Source organism: Chitinophaga sp. (genome assembly GCF_039596135.1).
Taxonomy (GTDB): Bacteria; Bacteroidota; Bacteroidia; order Chitinophagales; family Chitinophagaceae; genus Chitinophaga.
The window spans coordinates 20,568-38,638 of record NZ_JBCNKH010000043.1; the positions used below are offsets into that span (position 1 = coordinate 20,568).

The window sequence follows — 18,071 nt, forward strand, 5'->3', positions numbered from 1 at the left end:
AAAAAATAAATTTCATATCTTATAAACCTGGCATTCTTGTAAAGTTAATGGATTTTACCTGATTTGTTCCATGGTTTTCATTTGCCACCGGAGAATTAGCTTCACTCATTCCTTCTATTTTCTCCTGGGCCACAGCTGCACCAGCACTCATAACAACGCTAGTCGCTGAGTTAGCAACAGTATTGGCAACTTTTTTAGTCTTCAATTCTCCTTTTAATGCGTTAACTGCATTTTGCCTTGATGCCCTGGCAGTATTGCCTGCTAATACTCTTTCTGCCCGGTCAAGCTGCCTTGCAGTTCTTGCAACTGAATTATCACCGTAAATATTCGCCCTGTCGGAAACTTCACTTACTACCAAATTCACTGATGCATCGATCACTACCTGCCCTACCGATACCGGTTCATTTGGTTTTTCCGGGTCATATACTTGTCTCACTACCGATTCTGCTGCACTTATTGCAACCCCTACAGCTTTCATTAAATATTTGCCGGCAGCGGTCGTTGATTTAATAGATGAAAGCCCTCCCGAAATAGCACCCGACCCTGCAGCAATCGTAATGGATTTTAAGCTAATATCATGAGTAAAGGATTCGCCAAGGGAATACCCTTTCATCTTGTTAGCAACCACCTGCGCGCTATAATCCATTACTGCACCTGCCACAGCACCCGCTACAACTCTGCCGGCTATAGCCAAACACGCAGGGCATTTTCCATCGGGGTCATTATACTTAGCCGGATTGTTTTTTGCAAATTGGTATGGACTACCCTGTTCCTGCTCCCCTTCTTCAATTTTAGGATCTATCTGGCTAAAACGTCCTAATTGCTGGTCATAAACTCTGGCATTAAAGTCATACCATTCCAGGCCACTTCCGTCGCTAAACTCGGCCTTTTGCAGCTCATTCGCATTATACCTGTGATAGTTTTCTGCATAAGCAACTCCTTTCAGGGCCTTACTACTTATTGCTGCCATCGTGAGGCCATAAGGATAATAATGCGTCTCTTCTAATAATGGCCCTGCATTATGCACCACCACCAGGTTATCAAAATACACATCCTGACCACTCTCATTGGACTCATAAATGTAGATGAACCCGGTTTTTTTGATCACCATTTTTGGCACTTCCAGCTGGAGTAATACATTCGTCTCTCCTTTTACCTGCCTTACGCCGCTATTATCATCTACCAGGTTAAACTGGTCATCAAACGCAGCATAATTCAGGTAAGCTTTCGGCTGCGTGGTAACATTCTGGGTCGCATCCTTGTTCTTTAATGCATCGTAGATGTCAGTTGTCAAAGATGAGATAGGAGAATTGGTACCTGTACTTCCATGGCTACCATCGCTCACCCCGCTGCCCGAAAATGCCTGTAATATAGCACTCAGCATATTCTGAGAGGAATTCTGAGAAGTACTTGCACCTGCGTCTTTATAAAATGCTTTACTTACAATCGCTATTGTATCTCCGGCCATTACACGTAATACCAAAGAAGGACCGATCTTCTGTCCATTCACCCCATTCAGCTTTGCTACATAATCGTTCGGACTGGTCGTGTTATCTTCGGGGTAACCAACCGGTTTGGCCGTTCTTGTATTATCGATGTTACTGAACAACGCATTTTCAGTAGCACCTGTAGCCGTCTCCATGGTGGCAGCATATACGGCTGTATCAGATTTTGTGCCCAGCACTATTCTTATATTGTCCAGGTGATCCTTTTCAAAATAGTCATAGGTGAAATTCACTGGTTTGTCTGTAGCATACAATGGCCTGATCCGCCCCTCTTCGTGAGAAAGATATTGCAGCGTATCCTGTTGGTAAACAAAACCACCCAGATAATCTGTAACAATTGTTCTGGCAGGGCTGCTTGTATTATCCACCACGGTTTTCTTCAACTTAGTTCCGGCTGCATCATACAGATAGGTAACAGTGCCTTTGCCTGTAACGACTACAGTAGCCGGAAGATTCAGGAGGTTATAGGTAATACTGGATATTCCCCTGTTTGCATCTGAGATGATATTTCCGTTTCCGTCGTATACATACTCATTCGTAATATTACTTCCGTCAGTAAAATCACCCAGCTTTGCACCAGTGGTAACCGCTGTATCTTTAACTGCGATCAGTTTGTTAGTTCCCCCCTGGTAGGTATACTTCAATTGATCGACATTAATTAGTTTAATGCCGTCCATACCTTCCTGGTGCATACTATTGATATTACCATTTGCATCATAGGTCATGTATTTTACAGTGAAGTTCATTTTATCAGCTTTCCAGGTATCGCCAGGGGTATTTTGTTGGGTAAAGTCGGCCTGGGTAAGGCGGTTCACCTTATCAAAACTAAACCCGTATGATCGCGGGATGCCATTTGACTGGCTCTTCCATTTTACGCCTGCAATGTTACCATTGATCTGGTTAGCTGTAAATCCATTATCATAGGCCACTTCTTCACCAAACCAGTTTGTAGTACTGGTTGAATTGACATAGGCCTTGTTAATACCGGCTATCCATCCACGGATATTATAATGATAGGTCAATGAGTCAAGCTGGCTGCTACCTGCCGCATTGAGCCGCTTACGTTGTAACTGGCCCAGTTCATAATAGGTATTGGCTGCGATTATTTTATCATTTGCGGTATTGTCATTGATACGTTTCAAGGTGCTGACTAACCTGCCGCCATTATCATATGTCATAACGGTTAACAGTGTTGTCTGTGCGGTTGCATTGCTTAGCGGGTTTTTATGGCGCAGATAGGTACTGAGTATTTTACCATTGAAATCATACAGGGTAGTCAGGACATCTTTACCGCCTGCGTGATTGTCAGACACCACCTGGATCATGCGTCCCTTGTCATTGTAATAATTGGTAGTGGTCAGCCACTGGTTGGTACCTAATACGCGGACTTTACCACCGGTCACCATGCCTTTTGTATTGCCGGAAGGCACCGATGACAATGTTTCCGGATAAGGATTACTGCCTGCTTCGGGCTTACTGAAATCGCTGCTTACATAGGCCAGTTTACCATTGAAATTATAATTATCGTAAAAAGTATATGTTAATGGCGTCAGTGCAGCGGTATTGATTGATGGCAACGAATTAGTTGTTTCTACCGTGATGGTACTACCAGCAGTTGTAGTGTCCAGGTAGGTATCCATTTCGGCGCCATCACCCGTATTAAAGCCGGTTGTTAGTATGATAGAATTACTGGCTTTGTATTCACTGCTACCGTCATACTCATTCAATACCAGGTCTGGTACCAGTGGGAAACTATTCGCAATACTTTGAGTGGCAGTTGCCGTCGCGGTATTCATGCTTGCCTGTAAAGCCGCCCTCGTAGTGGTGGCATTGTAAATAGCGGTCATCACCTGCCTGTCCAGGTTATCATAGAAAGTGGCTAACCATTGCTGCGGCGAAGCGGTACGTTGTACTGAATCCTGCGTGAATACCAGTCTGTCTCTTACATCATAGACCATATAAACAGCACCGGCGCCGGGTACCCGTTTTGAGATCATGCGTTTCCGTTCATCATACTGATATTGGAAGCACAATTCGTTCAGGATAGCGCTCACGCTCCAGGTAGCCGCCATCGCATATTCTACTGCAAGCGGCGGGAGCACTGCCACCAGGTTGTCCAGGTCATCATATACATAGTAGGTGTTTAGCCAACCTACATGCGCGGTGCCTGGCGTAGTTGCCTGCTGGGTTCTTTTCAGCATGACATGCTTGTCTTTGTCTGTAAAAGAAACGGTTTTATTACCAGCTTCGTCGATTACCACATTTTTATACAGGGTACCTGCGGTATAATAGCCGGTCCTGGTGGGAATGCCGCCACTGATTGACCAAATCACGACGGAGTCCGTGCCATTATTAACCAGGTACTGATTTTCTACAGGTTTATTGCCACCTTCTTTTGCCCAGCTGTTTCCCGGCGCATAAGTTTTCAGTACCCTGTTCAGCGGAGACGCTTCGAAGATTGTCTGTCCGTAGTAGACAGTTTCTCCGGCGGCACCGGGATTGATAGTTACGTCCTGGTAGAAAGTTTTTTGACTATTAAAAGGATCAGTTTTAAAACTACCATCGCCTGCAGTTCCTGTATAAGGAAGATAGGAATATTGTTCCCTGCCATATGCATCGTATGTTACAGGAGCTATTACATCATTCCCCCGGGGGCTTATTCCTTTATTTACCTTTTGAAGGGTTCTGCCCAGGCCATCCATATATTCGGTACTCATTTTCACCTCAGCTACGGTACGGGTTGTTGCATTCACCACTGCGGTATCTGCCGTAGGCATGGATGGCTCCCATGTCCTTACATAATTTATATTGATATTACCGTAAGCTGATGGTACTGTTACCGGTGTTGCTGTTGGACGTGCACTGGATAGCGGCACATTTTGAGCATATCCAATTTTACCTACCAGCAGAAAAAGGCATATACTAATTTTTCTCATAGGTTTATGTTATTGGTTGATAGGTTGGACATACTGGTAAGAGAACTGCTTCAGTATCTTACCATTCAGATCTTTGATCACTTTCAGTCTTCCAATCGCATCGTATTCATAGTAAATGGTCTTGCCGGAAGGATCTGTTTCGCTTGTCACACCTACTTCCGGGTTCACGGTATAGGTACTCACCAATACGTTGGCAGCAGCTAACCCTGTCCTGATTTTATTCAGTTCAGTGCGCAGGGCTTCGTCACTGGAGGGATTACGGATTACGTTCATGTTGACGTAGCTCACAGCGGTATCATAAGATGTGCCCACGATTCTGGCCACAGGGTATAGATTGTTATATCCCCATATATAGGCCTCTTTCACCCCATATATTGCTTGTTGTTCGCGGATGTTGCCTGTGCTGTCGTATGTTTTAAAGCTGATCGTTGCCTCATAGTTTGCATCTGCTTTCACGGTTCCATTTGATACGGCAGCTGGGGTAAAGCTGGTGAGCGGTGCGGCTGTTTTCAGTCTGAATGCGGTATCCATCACGACCATTGTTGCAGAGGTAGCAGGTAATACCTTGTATCTCACATATTGAGCACCTAACGTGGTGGTAACGCCCTGTTTGATCTGCTGTTCATATTGTTCCAGGGGAACGTTATGCATATTGCTATCCTGCATCTGTTTTAAGGCCTGTGCACCGGAGGTTAATGTACCGGTAGGTACAGCAAAATCAGTGGGATATTTTCTGAATGTCCAGATATCATTGCCCTGGGAATTTGTATTGTGAATACGGGTAGGCAGGATATGGTTCATATTATCATAAACATAATCAGTCTCAGTGATCAGGGAATCAGTTCCTGCGTATTCAGTTTTAACAGAACTACTCAACAGTGTGCCGTTACTGATGTATTGATAATAGTTGTTTACAAATCCTTCTTCCGCATATGTAGGATACAAATCATCTTTTTTGCTGTATGCAGCTTTCCAGCCCTCAATAGACCCTTTAGCAAAGGTTGTATAGGTATTGATTGTCTTACTTAGCAGCTGTCCTGTATTTGAGAAAATGTATTGTTCTTTTAAAGAACCTTTTTCAGGATAGACATTTGTGGACGGGCCAAAGGGATAGCTGCCCACGCCGCTGGAATTGTTCATAAATTCATACACATACCGGGTACTTCCATTTTGGTTATCGGTTTCAAGCACGGTTTTATAGACGACACTACCCTCTGCTGACTCTATCTCATTGCCTGCTGCTGAGGTCCTGATCCAGACGTCGCAGGGAAAGGCAAATCTTTCTCCGACCCCATAGGTAACCGGCCGCATGGAGGTGAATGAATATTTGTAATTAGGCCGGTTTGTTAAATATCCGCTTGAAGAAACGGTATCGCCGGGAAACTGATACGTATAGGTTTTAATAATATCCCTGTCATGACTGATCCCATCATAGGTGGTCATTTTTTTTAATCGTAAACCGCCACCAGCAGCTATTCCTGTAGTACCTGTCAAGGTCTGATATTTTGCATTTACCGTCACCTTCTCGTCACTCACTGTAGGCTCTTCATGAGAAGCTTCCATGATTATTCTATACTGTCCGCTGTCGAGGTATATATAGCTGTGGCCATTTGCGGGAGTGACAGTATCGCCAGTAGTTACATTTGTAATATAACAATGGGAAAAATTACCACAACAGGACGTCAATGAAAGTTCAAAATCCAGGTACTGGTCAACATTCAGGTTGATGGTCAGGCTATCTTTGATATAGGATGGATAAGTTGTACTGCCTGACACCCCGGTATGAATTGATTTATATACACTTGCTGATCCATATACAGGATCCGCCACTACAGCGGAGGTTCCATAATGGCTGTAGCTGTTGCCTTCATATTCAAAAGTGGTAGTTCCTCCTGTAGGGTATGTGATCGTCTGCAAAATGCCAGCCTGCGTATATTGAATATTTGCCTCCCTGTCTGCGCCGGAATAACCAGGCATAGCAGGCAACAAAGTAGTATTGCTGGCGCCGTTGTAATATCCCCAATGGTCTTTAGCATAAGAATTTACAGCAGGTAGTTTTGTAGAATTATATGAAAAGTTATAGGAATTAATTACATTATTTGAGGGATCGACCGTACTTACAGACGATAATCTTAACCTGTCAGGAGTAATGTAATTCAGCAGGTATTTTTCGGTAGTAACATTACCATTGCTATATACTATTTCGCTTAATGCATAGATTATATCCGTAGTAAATGCAGACAGGTCAGTTCTTTTGAAACTATAATTAAATGTAACGGTACCGCCCGGGTAGGTTATCTTTTTGATCTTTTGCTGCTGCTGTACACGGGTGGTATTACAGGTAGATAAGATCGGAATAGTAGGAGTTGGACAACCTGCCAGTCTGTTAGTATAACCATAGTTCCGTCCCCATGATTCAGTCATACTGGTATTGGGTATAGCGATCCCGGGATCAGCCACGTACTCAAAATTGATAGTACGTTTACTTTTAGGCAAAATAATCTGGCTCAGGTACCATGCAGATACATATATATCCGGATCTCCGCTACATTGGTTATTCTGAGTCGACTCCTGGTTGTTAAAAATGTATTTTGTACCATCTTCGGTTACCAGGGTAAAATACATTCCGTCTATAGTCTGCACCCAGGTTATTTTGATATCCTTGTATGGAATCAGGTAAATATTCTTGTTAGCATCTACTACAAACTTGCCGCTATAGTTACCAATATTATATGAAAACTCATCCGGTTGGGTATCGTTTGTACCAACCGCACTACGCACGAATTGTTCAAAATTGTTGGCATCGGGATTTTGAGGATGATTCGGAGGAATCTGTGCCTGGTGGTTCAGCCCAACGTATCCATTTTCATCCGGCCGCCCCCGTACGGTACGGGTAATTACACCACCAGCTCTCAGCGACCATCCCAATCCTGCAAAAGAAGCCACTTCATCTACACGGGTTCCACCCGCGTGATAAGACAAAGTTATTTCTGAACTAAACTCATCGCCTACGGAAAAATTACCAAGTGGTACCTGTACATTTGGTAATCCATTGAATAAATTTACAGGTACATTGCCATATTTGCTGATACCAGCGACATTAGGAGCAGGAGGTATTACATTGAACTTTGTAGGGTTCAGACCACCCTGGTCCTGGGCATGTACGGTCCTACAAATAAAAATGATCAATATAATTGGAAAAAATTTCAATCGCTTCATAAAATTCATCTTTAGATACATTATTTCGCTTCTACCTTCTTCTCCAACGCTTCAATTCTTTCCTGCTGCTGTATCAGGTATAAGGTCAGCTCTTCTACTTTCTGCAATAAGATCTTATTCATTTCTCCTACATCTATACCTTTTGCTGCTACTTCATCTGCAGATGGCACGCCGGGCAAATGCTGATGGGTATCTATGTATTTTGAAACTTCATGTAGGGATGGTAATTGGTAATCTGTATGGAATACAAAATCTGCCCAGCCGGTTTGTGTGATTTGTAATTTCTTCGCACCAATGGTTCCGTTTACGGCCAGCTTATATGTACTGGTTGCAGTTGTACCGATACTTACATTTCCTGTTGCGCCTATGCGCATACGCTCTGTACCGTTACTTGTCAGGAAAGAAATAAAGCCACCGGTTACACCCGTTCCCTTATTAAAAACGATACCACTATTCATATAGCCTGCAATCTTATGGATCAACCCGAACATGGGAGAACTGTTGGTATTGTTATAGGTACGTACCCCCAGGAAAGTACCATCGGAAGTAGCATTGCCAAACGCCTGTCTGCCAAGCACGCTGGCAGTGGTATCATCTATTGTCGTCGCCACATCCAGGGTAGCACGCGGTGTCAGTGAACCTAAGGCCAGGCGGCCTGTCAGCGTCGCATTCAGCGTATCGGCCAGAATAACCGTGCCTTTAAACTGGTTTTTATACGCAATAGAAGTAACAGTAGCGGCTGTAGTGGCCAGCGAGTCGTCTGTAATGGTCCAGCCCCTGTAATTGGCTAATATATCTGCAGATTGTCCCATAGAGAACGCACGTATATGGACTCTTGGCGCATAGGGTTTATCATCGATCCATAATACCACCTTTCCATCTTCATTGGCGATATAAATAGGTGGTGTATATCCACCACCACTACTGATATTGGAAGAATAAATCCTGTCTTTATAAATATAGTAGCTAATTTTCAGGTCTATTATCTGAGCCGCACCGAATACATAACCTTCGAGCATGATAGTTGGCATATGCGTACCATTCGTAAAGGGCAAGTTGGTTTTGATTTTTAAACCTTTTGTGAGTGTGTAGTTATTATAATAAGAACCCACACTATCGGAATAAATTTGTGCCTTCAGGGAAAATGAAGCGATCACAAGGGATAAACAAAATAAAAAGCTTTTCATACTATTTATTTAATTGACTTGTCAGGTTATTGATTTGCACTTGCTGATCGCCTACAGTTTTCTTCAGTTCAATCAGGTATAAGGTTAATTCTTCTACTTTTTGCAACAGGATCTTATTCATTTCTCCCACATCTATACCTTTTTCTGCTACTTCCTGTGCAGATGGCACGCCGGGTAAATGCTGATGGGTATCTATGTATTTTGATACTTCATTTAAGGATGGTAATTCGTAATCTTTATGGAATACGAAATCTGCCCAGCCGGTTTGTGTGATTTGTAATTTCTTCGCACCAATGGTTCCGTTTACGGCCAACTTATATGTACTGGTTGCAGTAGTACCGATACCTACATTTCCATTGGCATCCAACCGCATTTTCTCACTTCCATCATTTGTGGCAAAAGTGAGGTAGCCACCTTGCATCGCATTCCCTCTCACAAAATTGATGGCGGTATTTTTCAGCCCATAGAAATAATGCTCAATGGAAAATGAGGTACTTCCACTGGCTGTAGTGGTACCTGCATGTATACCCAGGAATGTTCCCCGGCCCGAGGTATTGCCTTCCGGCAGCCTGGATACAATGGCCGTCATGGTATCGGGGATCATGGTATTGATTTCGAGAGGGGTTTTGGGAGCAAGGGTACTGATACCCAATTTACCATCAGGGGTAACGGTTACACTGTCTGGTAAGAATGCGGTGCCTTCAATCCTGTTTGCATAGGGTACACTGGTGATACTGCTGGCAGTGGCGATCAGGGTACTGTCTACCGCTGTCCAACCACTGAAGTTAGCCGCTGTTTCAGATTGTATGCCGTAGGCGTATGCACTCACATTAAAACGCTGGTAATTGATCTTTGAGTTAATGAAGATCACAATCTTCCCGTTCTCCTGCGCGAGCGTAATTGGCGGAGTATGGGTACCAGCGCTGCTTGCTTTCGGAAAAGTGAACGTATTGTTGTAGTAATAAAATGACAACGTAATATTAATAGTGCCCGCAGTGCCGAAACTATAACCTTTGATAAAGATCGTCGGCATCATGGAGCTTCCTGTTCCGGAAGGCAGGTTGGTTTTGATTTTCACGCCATTCACAGGTACAGTGTCGCGGTAATAGTTAACCAGGTCATAGCTTTGGGCACTGGCTGCGCCAGCTGCCAAAATAAGGGATAAGAATAAAATTAACGAACGCATATGCTTATTTGATTTTCTTTTCAAGGGTTTTGATCCTGTTCTGCGGGGAAGGGAATACATAATGGTGATGAGATAAAAAATCGGCCCGGCCGGTTTGCGTAACCTGTATATTTTTTGTCCCGACCATATCATTCACAGATAAATTATAGGTACTCGTCGATGTAGTGCCGGTGCCAACATTTACACTAAAATAAAGCTCTCACCCAAATTAATGGATTATGTCATAAACATAGGGGCATCAATAAATTCAAAAGGTTAAATTTTTATGTAAATAGATTAACGTTAGTTGGTTAACTCTGCATTTGACACTACGAAATAAGCCAAAACATTTAATAAATGCAAATAAAATTTTAATGATTCGCAAGCTAAAACAAAAGGTCCACTGAGAGGTGCCTGGCTTATCCTTATTATACATGAATGCCTACATTTTGCGTCAATCAGTCAATTTACTTTTCAGGATTCAGCTATCTTGCCAGGACAAGACTCCCTGTTTGTTTCATTGCCTGCCCTTTGCTATCCGTATAAGTCACTACATAAACATAATTCCCAACGGGCATCGGCGTTCCTCTATACATGCCATCCCACCCCTGGCCCGGGTTGCCGGAATGAAATATCAACTGCCCCCATCTTCCATAAACTGACAGATTAAATGCAGTTACATCATCATGTACCATTGCCCTGAATATATCATTCCTGCCATCTCCATTCGGGCTGAAAGCCGTAGGCAGGTACAATGCGCAATCCTGGGATTCCCTGGATATTTTTGCGTCCCCTTCCACCATGCAATTGTTAGCATCGGTAACCCGAAACCGGTATTCTCCAACATTGAGCCGGGTAAACACACTATCTGTCTGAACAGTTTCGCTGCCAATGATAGCATATGTATAGGCACGCACCCCTCCCTGCACTGTTACCTCAATTTCACCATTTTGTGTTGTACTACAGGATATATTCTTCGTAGTGACCTTCTCAATCTTCAATTCATCAGGCGCTGTAATAGGTAATTTACGCAGGTCTACTTTGCAATTAGCAGCATCTCTTATCTTCACATTATAGGTACCTGCTGCCAGGGAAGTAAAACTGGAGACAGCACTGTAACTGGCGCCCCCGTCAATGCTGAAAGCATAAGGAGACACTCCGCCGGATGCTGTTATATAAATAGCGCCGTTGTCAGCATTGTAACAACTGTTGTTGACAAGGGTGGCTGTGGCTTTTACTTCGTACTCGCCAATGACGATCTCCTTTTCTGCGCTGGTACCACTTGCACTGGTGACCGTGATGGTATATTTGCCAGATGCCAGGTGCGACACAGCAGAATCGCTATAGTTACCCGGGTTCCAATGATACTTATAAGGCCCTTCCCCTCCTTTCACCTTCACTTTTGCAGTACCATTGTTCGAGTTCCTGCACGAATTGCTGACAGATACTTCTATCTGTGGTACTTCATCAATAAAAGCAGATAAATTATCGAGCAGCACTGCTGAATATATCCCGGAGTCACATGTACCAGGCAGGTAAGGGCTGAATAACAGATAATCGCAATCCACTTTAGGGCGGATGGTCACAACTTTTCTCTGCCAATCAGTATTATGGAACTCACCAGAGGTCCACAATGTATCGTCTTTACTGTTGATACCATTGCCACCATAGATTCCCAGTGAACCAATGCAAATTTTTGTAAAATAAAATGCAGGACAGGCGATGTCAAAACTGAGTGTGTAAATTTTGCCTGCTTTCAAGGGTGTTGTGAGCTTCTGGCCATATGTTTCATCCCAGGTGTTTCCATGCATGGCACCTACATAGGTATTCCCGTCTGATGCAGGTTTATCCACCCCAAGGAAACCGGGCTGGGTATCCGGAGATTTACTGCCGATCAGCCATTCAGCAGGCACTACTGCCGTGCCAACAGGCCCTTCCAGCGACGGGTTACGTATACGTATATCCTGTCCTGATATGGTCTTGCATAAAGAACAAATAATGGTTAAAACAAAAACAGCACGAATGAATAGACAATACACTTTACAGACAGATGCTGTGCTCTGAATTAGTGTTTTCATAGGATAATTAAAATAATTGTTCACTCAATTAATGGATTCACCCCATTAAAAGGACACGGTTTTCATAGGACTTAATATGACAGCCTAAATATATACTATATTTTTAATTATAAAAATATCAAATATTAAATTCAATAAAAAATAATGACTTGTTAACTTCCTATAACGAAAAAAGAGGGACTCCATTATCATGAAGTACCCTCTTTTATTATTGTAAGAACCTGGAATTAAGCGAACAAATTCCTGATAATCTTCGTTACCCGGTCCAGATCCCCGTGGGCTAAATTGGAACCACTTGGTAAACACAAGCCGGTATTGAATAGTTCTTCGGAATTACCATTTACATAAGCTGGTGCGCCTGCAAATACAGGTTGTAAATGCATTGGTTTCCATAAGGGCCTTGACTCAATGTTATCTGCTTCCAGCGCCAGCCTGATGTTTTCCCTGGTGACACCTTTACTAACGGCAGGATCAATGATCAGCGTAGTCAGCCAGTAATTGCTGAATGAGCCGGGTACCTCTTCCAGAAATTTGATACCTGGTAATAGTCCTAATGTTTCCCGATAATACGCATTATTACCTCTGCGCTGCAACACGCGATCTTCCAGCACTTTCAACTGCCCCCGGCCAATACCTGCGGAGATATTACTCATTCTGTAGTTATAGCCTATATGACTGTGCTGGTAATGCGGCGCATTATCCCTTGCCTGTGTAGCCAGGAAACGGGCATGTTTGATAGCTTTCTCATCGTTGCTGATCAATGCCCCTCCGCCGCTGGTGGTAATGATTTTATTGCCATTAAAACTCAGGATACCAAAATCGCCAAACGCGCCACATGCAGTTCCTTTATAAGAAGAACCCAGAGCTTCTGCTGCGTCTTCAATCAGGGTAATTTCATATTTGCGGGCTATGGAGATGATTTCATCCATCATTGCAGGCATTCCGTACAGATGCACGACGATAATAGCTTTGGGCTTCTTACCGTTTTTAATCCTGTCGAGAATCGCCTCTTCCAGTAAAGCCGGATCCATATTCCAGGTGTCCTTTTCACTGTCCACAAAAACCGGTAATGCCCCCACATACATTATAGGATTTGCCGACGCGGAAAATGTCATGCTCTGACAGATTACCTCATCTTCCCTGCCTACGCCAGCGAGTATCAATGCCAGGTGCAATGCAGCAGTGCCTGACGACAATGCAGCCACGTGTTTTACGCCGGTAACGCCAGACAGTTCTGCTTCAAATCCGTCTACATTAGGTCCTAATGGTGCAATCCAGTTAGCAGCAAATGCTTCATTTACAAAGTTCAGCTCCTCTCCGCCCATATGTGGAGATGACAGCCAGATTTTTGTGTTCATTATTTTTGATTAAAATTATTTTCGTATCATTTCTTTTCCCGGATTACCAACTATCACGGCACTATCCGGCACATCTCTGATCACTACAGTTCCGGCACCTATCGTAGCCCATCTGCCTATCATGATACCGGGTTTCACCACAGCACCAGCACCGATATGCGTGCCTTCGCCGATTGTTATGCCACCGCATAATGCTACATTGGGCGAAATATCTACATAATCTTCAAGGATGCAATCGTGATCTACAGATGCATTGGTATTGATAATACAATGCCGGCCTATTACTGCATCGGCATTGATCGTAACACCTGCCATTACTACAGTTCCATTGCCAAGCACCGCTCTGCCTGATACAGTGGCTGCAGGATGAATACCTTTGATAAAAGGTACATTCAGCTGTTCTGCAATCTGCCTGCGGGCGCGATTATTTCCCAGGGCGATCAGCATCCCGGTGATTTTGCTGTTCCATTCAGGCGCATACCTGTTTACTTCATATTCCCATAAGGAATGTAAAGCCTGATTGTCATCAAACAGGCCAGCGACCTTATTGCCCTGTTGTTCCAGGATCTCCAGGATTACTTTGGCATGACCACTGGCCCCGTACAAATAAATCATTTGTTTTACATTTTAATTGCCTGTGAATTTTTCTGCCGTAGCGACATTGGCGGCATTGATTCCCTCCGACTTCGCCACTTTGGCAAAGGTCAGGTATAGAATCTTCAAATCTAAACCGGCACTGATATGGTCTACATAATAAACGTCGTAAGCAAATTTCTGTTGCCAGCTGATGGCATTCCGGCCGTTCACCTGGGCCCAGCCAGTAATGCCAGGTCTTACGTTATGTCTCCTGGCCTGTTCTGCATTATATAGTGGCAGGTATTCAGGCAACAGGGGACGGGGCCCTATCAGGCTCATATCTCCTGTTATCACATTAAGAAGCTGGGGTAACTCGTCCAGCGAAGTTTTTCTTACAAATTTTCCTACAGGAGTTAGCCGCTCTGCATCCGACAGTAAATTCCCCGCGGCGTCTTTCTTATCATTCATGGTCTTGTACTTCACCACATGAAAGATTTTCCCGTTTTTTCCAGGACGCTGCTGGAAGAAAAAGGGAGTACCTCTATTGAAGATGGCCAGCAGGATGGCCATGACGATAAATACGGGAAATAATACTATGAAAGCGATGATCGCTACTACAAAATCTATCAATCGCTTAACATATACACTATAAAATTTGTCGGCCATTACTATTGATATATTTTTACTCTGATAAGGCTGTAATCATTTTATCTCTCGCCGCATCTGCCTGTGAGGCATCGCCGGGTGTACCTACTACAGATGCTGCCAGTGCTTTTGCCTTTGCGGTCCCTACTTTCTTTGCATACAATTGCAGCAGTTCATAATCTTCTATTCCCATCATAAAACCCTCCCAGCGGCGGGATGATACGATATTGTCACCATCAACGTATACGGCGGCGTAGTTGGTAGATGCCGCAAAATAGCGTGTCTTCAGGATATTATTAAAACTTGCATCCTTTGAATCGGCATAAGCCCAGAATCCAACGCCCTTATACCCGTTTGCGAAAGCCTTCCAGGACATCAGGCGGTAATAATTGTAAGGGCTTAGCAACTCGGCATTCCCTTTTGTATTATATACCCAGGATTTATCTGCCGTTGTCGATAAGGTAGTTACATAATCCTCGTAAACCTGCATTACATCCATATACTGATTTAACTGCGATATAGTGTTTTTTGACAATTTCCCCAGCGTCATATACAACTTGATTCCGGGAATAGCACTCTTTGCCCATTTTGCAAATGCAATCAGCTTGTCTACATCCTTTTCGGTAATCTCATCATATGGATACACATATACGTTTTGCATGTTCCATCCGCTTTGGGTGGCTACTTTACTCAGGTTTTGATACCATATTCTGAAGTCTGCTTTCCACTGGTCTGACAAGAAATCATTCTTTTTACAATAATTTAAATTCTCCTGCGAGATAAAGTTCATGTATAGCAATAAAGTTCCTGGCTTATAATTTCCAAAAGCAGATAAATAATTACTAAGCGAGGAACCACTATTATGCTGCATATCACCTAATGCATTCGGAGGAATTACAGCTGTATTGATGTGATGTTCATATAAATCCTTCACAGCTGCGGGCTTTCTTGTATTCAGCATAGGATAATACAAATAAGCCCATACATTCGCATTCAGCGCAAACTTACCTTCATCGAACCTGAGATTGGTTACTGATACATTGATCGATATTGTTTGATTTGTCTTACCGTTACTCACTACTATACTATTCTTTCCGCTTCCAGCTTCCTTTCCTTTCACTTCAGCCAGGAATAACCTTGATTCACCTGCATCTAAAGTCAATTGTTTATCAGCAACCTGTAGCGGATCAGCGGTCTGTTGGTAATTCATGTGAGAGGTCAGGAATGGTACTGTATACAATGTGAGCGTATTTACGCGCTGAGCGTCGCTCACATCAATTGTATAATTTGCTTTTCCCTGACTCAGATTGGTCACAATAAACCCTACAAAGGAATGCCCATTAATCACAGTTTTAACATTAACATTATCTGAAGTACGTTTGACTGGTTTATAAACAGCACTCATCTCATCCCATGCATTGAAGAAATTTACGGTAAAGTCAGTTCCCAACTGCTGTCTTAGCTGACTTGCAAAAGCAACACCGGATGCCATTTTATTGTTACTTCCTATCGGTCCTACTGCCGACTGATATTGCAGGTTCCTCGCCATATCAACCTTATTGGAAACATCCTTGTGCAGCAGTTCATTCACCTGGTCTTCCAGCGGCTTACTGCTGAAGGTCATTTTAGGGGAAGCACCACTTCCGGTTTTGAAGATCTGTATTTCATCACAGAATAATAATAAACCTTGTACAATTGCTACCAGTTTAACATAGCGTGCACGTACCAGACCTGCGTTCAACTGAAAATTCTGTACCTTATAATCTCCCGGGCCATTATCCCCATTTGCTATCACATCACCAACATATTTATAAGCAGATTTATCATCCGATACAAATACAAACACATTAGTAGGATAATACACACTCGCCTGTTGCCTCCTGGCGGTATTAAATGTTACCTGGTCAAAATCAAGTGACTTTCCCAAATCGATCTCAATGTCAACCCTGTTAACCTTTTGCCAACCAGCTGTTTGTTTACTATTCCAGAAATATCCTGAAGTAAAAATACCATCTGTCAACACACTCTTATCATTCCCGGGGGCTGTGTTCGCATAGTTAGGGGCCACACTCAGTGTATACGGCCTGTTCAAAGCCAGATCTTTCTGTCCGTTAGCAACATTACAAGCGCCAACGATCATCATGAATATTGAAAAAAAACAGAAAAATACTTTTGTCCGGTTCATCCTTTTGAATTTTTGAATGTCATTAATACTAACAGGCCATAATAACATCCTGGTATTTTGCTGCAGCAATTTCCAGGGAATACTGTTCTTTGGCCAGTTTAATTGCATTTTCACTATGTTTCGCAAGGGTTGAATGATCGTTAAGATAATTGGACAATGCTGTAGCAGCCTCTTTAATGGTCATTGTCGGAGACAATACTATTCCTACTCCTTTTTCCTGAATTACGGTAGCCTGCCAGCCGCCATAGTTGATCAGGATGGGCCGGCCTGCGGCCAGGCAATCAAAGAACTTATTGGCCGAATTTGCCCACAGTTCTCTGACAGGTATAACAAAAGAACTGCCAATTGTGCTTTCAGCATACAATATTGGCAACATATTTTTAGGTATTGGGTCCAGGAAGAAAACCTGCCTGTCCAGGACCAGCCTCTCCGCTGCGTATCGAAGCAATTCTGGTTTTTCCATACCATCCCCCAATACAAGGAATACGACCTCAGGATCAATCTGAGCGGTTTCTGCTGCCAGATCGATCAGATACCTGATGCCATTCACCATGCCCAGTGTTCCTGCATAGAGCACCACCTTATTTGATTGAGTATACATTGTCACGATTGACGTATTTTCGGGCACGGTGGAAAATCGCTTTATCTCTGATATATTATATATAACTGTAATTTTATTACTATTGGTTCCCGTTCTGCTAACAATAGAGTGTTTCATGTCTTCCGAAAGCACTACTATATGAGTTGCCTTGCGGTAAATATATTTTTCAAATGAATTCAGTACCCTGATCAATTGCCGGTTTTTAATAATACCCATAGCAACTGGTACTTCCGGCCAAACATCCCTGGCCTCAAAAATGAAAGGGGTACGATGAAACATTTTTTTTACCAATGCGGGTACCGCAATACTTATAGGAGTAGAGGTGGCAATGACCATATCTCCTTTTACCTTCAATACTCTACCGGATGCATATAGGAAAAACTGCAGGAAGGCAAGGATACGTTTTGCAAAACTCAATTTGTTACTATATTCCTGCTTTAATACATGCAATTCTATCCCTTCATAATTGAAAATAGTCCAGGTGCCGGTAAGTTCAAATCCCTTCAGAAAGGCACTTGTTGTGATCATGATCACCTGGTGTCCCTGTTCAAGAAATTTTTTCGTCAGGTCATAGGAGCGTGTTCCCCCGGACATGGATGGAATTGCAAAATATTGG

General features: G+C 43.2%; 10 protein-coding genes. All 10 read right to left on the reverse strand.

Features of this window, described 5'->3' with window-relative positions; genetic code table 11:
- Window positions 1–19: 19 nt before the first annotated feature.
- A complete protein-coding gene (locus ABDW16_RS21690) occupies window positions 20–4,441 on the reverse strand; it encodes a DUF6443 domain-containing protein (RefSeq protein WP_343672642.1) in 4,422 nt (1,473 codons plus the stop codon).
- Between the two features lie 9 nt (window positions 4,442–4,450).
- Window positions 4,451–7,660 carry a hypothetical protein gene (locus ABDW16_RS21695; protein ID WP_343672643.1) on the reverse strand — a complete coding sequence of 1,070 codons (3,210 nt, stop codon included), beginning with the start codon at window positions 7,658–7,660 and terminating at the stop codon, window positions 4,451–4,453.
- A 20-nt stretch (window positions 7,661–7,680) separates the two neighbouring features.
- Entirely contained in the window at window positions 7,681–8,847 is a 1,167-nt protein-coding gene (locus ABDW16_RS21700; protein WP_343672644.1) for a hypothetical protein, read from the reverse strand.
- Between the two features lies 1 nt (window position 8,848).
- A complete protein-coding gene (locus tag ABDW16_RS21705; protein WP_343672646.1) occupies window positions 8,849–10,033 on the reverse strand; it encodes a hypothetical protein in 1,185 nt (394 codons plus the stop codon).
- Between the two features lie 464 nt (window positions 10,034–10,497).
- Window positions 10,498–12,090 (reverse strand): gliding motility-associated C-terminal domain-containing protein, encoded by a 1,593-nt coding sequence (locus tag ABDW16_RS21710; RefSeq protein WP_343672647.1) that lies wholly within the window; start codon window positions 12,088–12,090, stop codon window positions 10,498–10,500.
- 227 nt (window positions 12,091–12,317) lie between these two features.
- A complete protein-coding gene (locus ABDW16_RS21715; RefSeq protein WP_343672649.1) occupies window positions 12,318–13,448 on the reverse strand; it encodes a DegT/DnrJ/EryC1/StrS family aminotransferase in 1,131 nt (376 codons plus the stop codon).
- 15 nt (window positions 13,449–13,463) lie between these two features.
- Window positions 13,464–14,063: an acetyltransferase gene (locus ABDW16_RS21720; RefSeq protein ID WP_343672651.1), complete on the reverse strand. Its 600-nt coding sequence runs from the start codon at window positions 14,061–14,063 to the stop codon at window positions 13,464–13,466.
- A gap of 12 nt (window positions 14,064–14,075) precedes the next feature.
- Window positions 14,076–14,690 (reverse strand): sugar transferase, encoded by a 615-nt coding sequence (locus tag ABDW16_RS21725; protein WP_343672653.1) that lies wholly within the window; start codon window positions 14,688–14,690, stop codon window positions 14,076–14,078.
- 16 nt (window positions 14,691–14,706) lie between these two features.
- Window positions 14,707–16,854 carry a discoidin domain-containing protein gene (locus ABDW16_RS21730; RefSeq protein WP_343672655.1) on the reverse strand — a complete coding sequence of 716 codons (2,148 nt, stop codon included), beginning with the start codon at window positions 16,852–16,854 and terminating at the stop codon, window positions 14,707–14,709.
- Window positions 16,855–16,882: 28 nt separating this feature from the next.
- The gene (locus ABDW16_RS21735) at window positions 16,883–18,049 is read right to left on the reverse strand and encodes a glycosyltransferase family 4 protein (RefSeq protein WP_343672657.1); all 1,167 of its coding nucleotides are present in this window, start codon (window positions 18,047–18,049) and stop codon (window positions 16,883–16,885) included.
- Window positions 18,050–18,071: the final 22 nt, after the last annotated feature.

Bases quoted from the DNA above. Each gene is read 5' to 3' on its own strand.
- ABDW16_RS21730 (WP_343672655.1), bottom strand. From the start codon at position 16,854: ATGAACCGGACAAAAGTATTTTTCTGTTTTTTTTCAATATTCATGATG.
- ABDW16_RS21690 (WP_343672642.1), bottom strand. From the start codon at position 4,441: ATGAGAAAAATTAGTATATGCCTTTTTCTGCTGGTAGGTAAAATTGGA.
- ABDW16_RS21735 (WP_343672657.1), bottom strand. From the start codon at position 18,049: ATGTCCGGGGGAACACGCTCCTATGACCTGACGAAAAAATTTCTTGAA.
- ABDW16_RS21720 (WP_343672651.1), bottom strand. From the start codon at position 14,063: ATGATTTATTTGTACGGGGCCAGTGGTCATGCCAAAGTAATCCTGGAG.
- ABDW16_RS21705 (WP_343672646.1), bottom strand. From the start codon at position 10,033: ATGCGTTCGTTAATTTTATTCTTATCCCTTATTTTGGCAGCTGGCGCA.
- ABDW16_RS21700 (WP_343672644.1), bottom strand. From the start codon at position 8,847: ATGAAAAGCTTTTTATTTTGTTTATCCCTTGTGATCGCTTCATTTTCC.
- ABDW16_RS21710 (WP_343672647.1), bottom strand. From the start codon at position 12,090: ATGAAAACACTAATTCAGAGCACAGCATCTGTCTGTAAAGTGTATTGT.
- ABDW16_RS21725 (WP_343672653.1), bottom strand. From the start codon at position 14,690: ATGGCCGACAAATTTTATAGTGTATATGTTAAGCGATTGATAGATTTT.
- ABDW16_RS21715 (WP_343672649.1), bottom strand. From the start codon at position 13,448: ATGAACACAAAAATCTGGCTGTCATCTCCACATATGGGCGGAGAGGAG.
- ABDW16_RS21695 (WP_343672643.1), bottom strand. From the start codon at position 7,660: ATGAAGCGATTGAAATTTTTTCCAATTATATTGATCATTTTTATTTGT.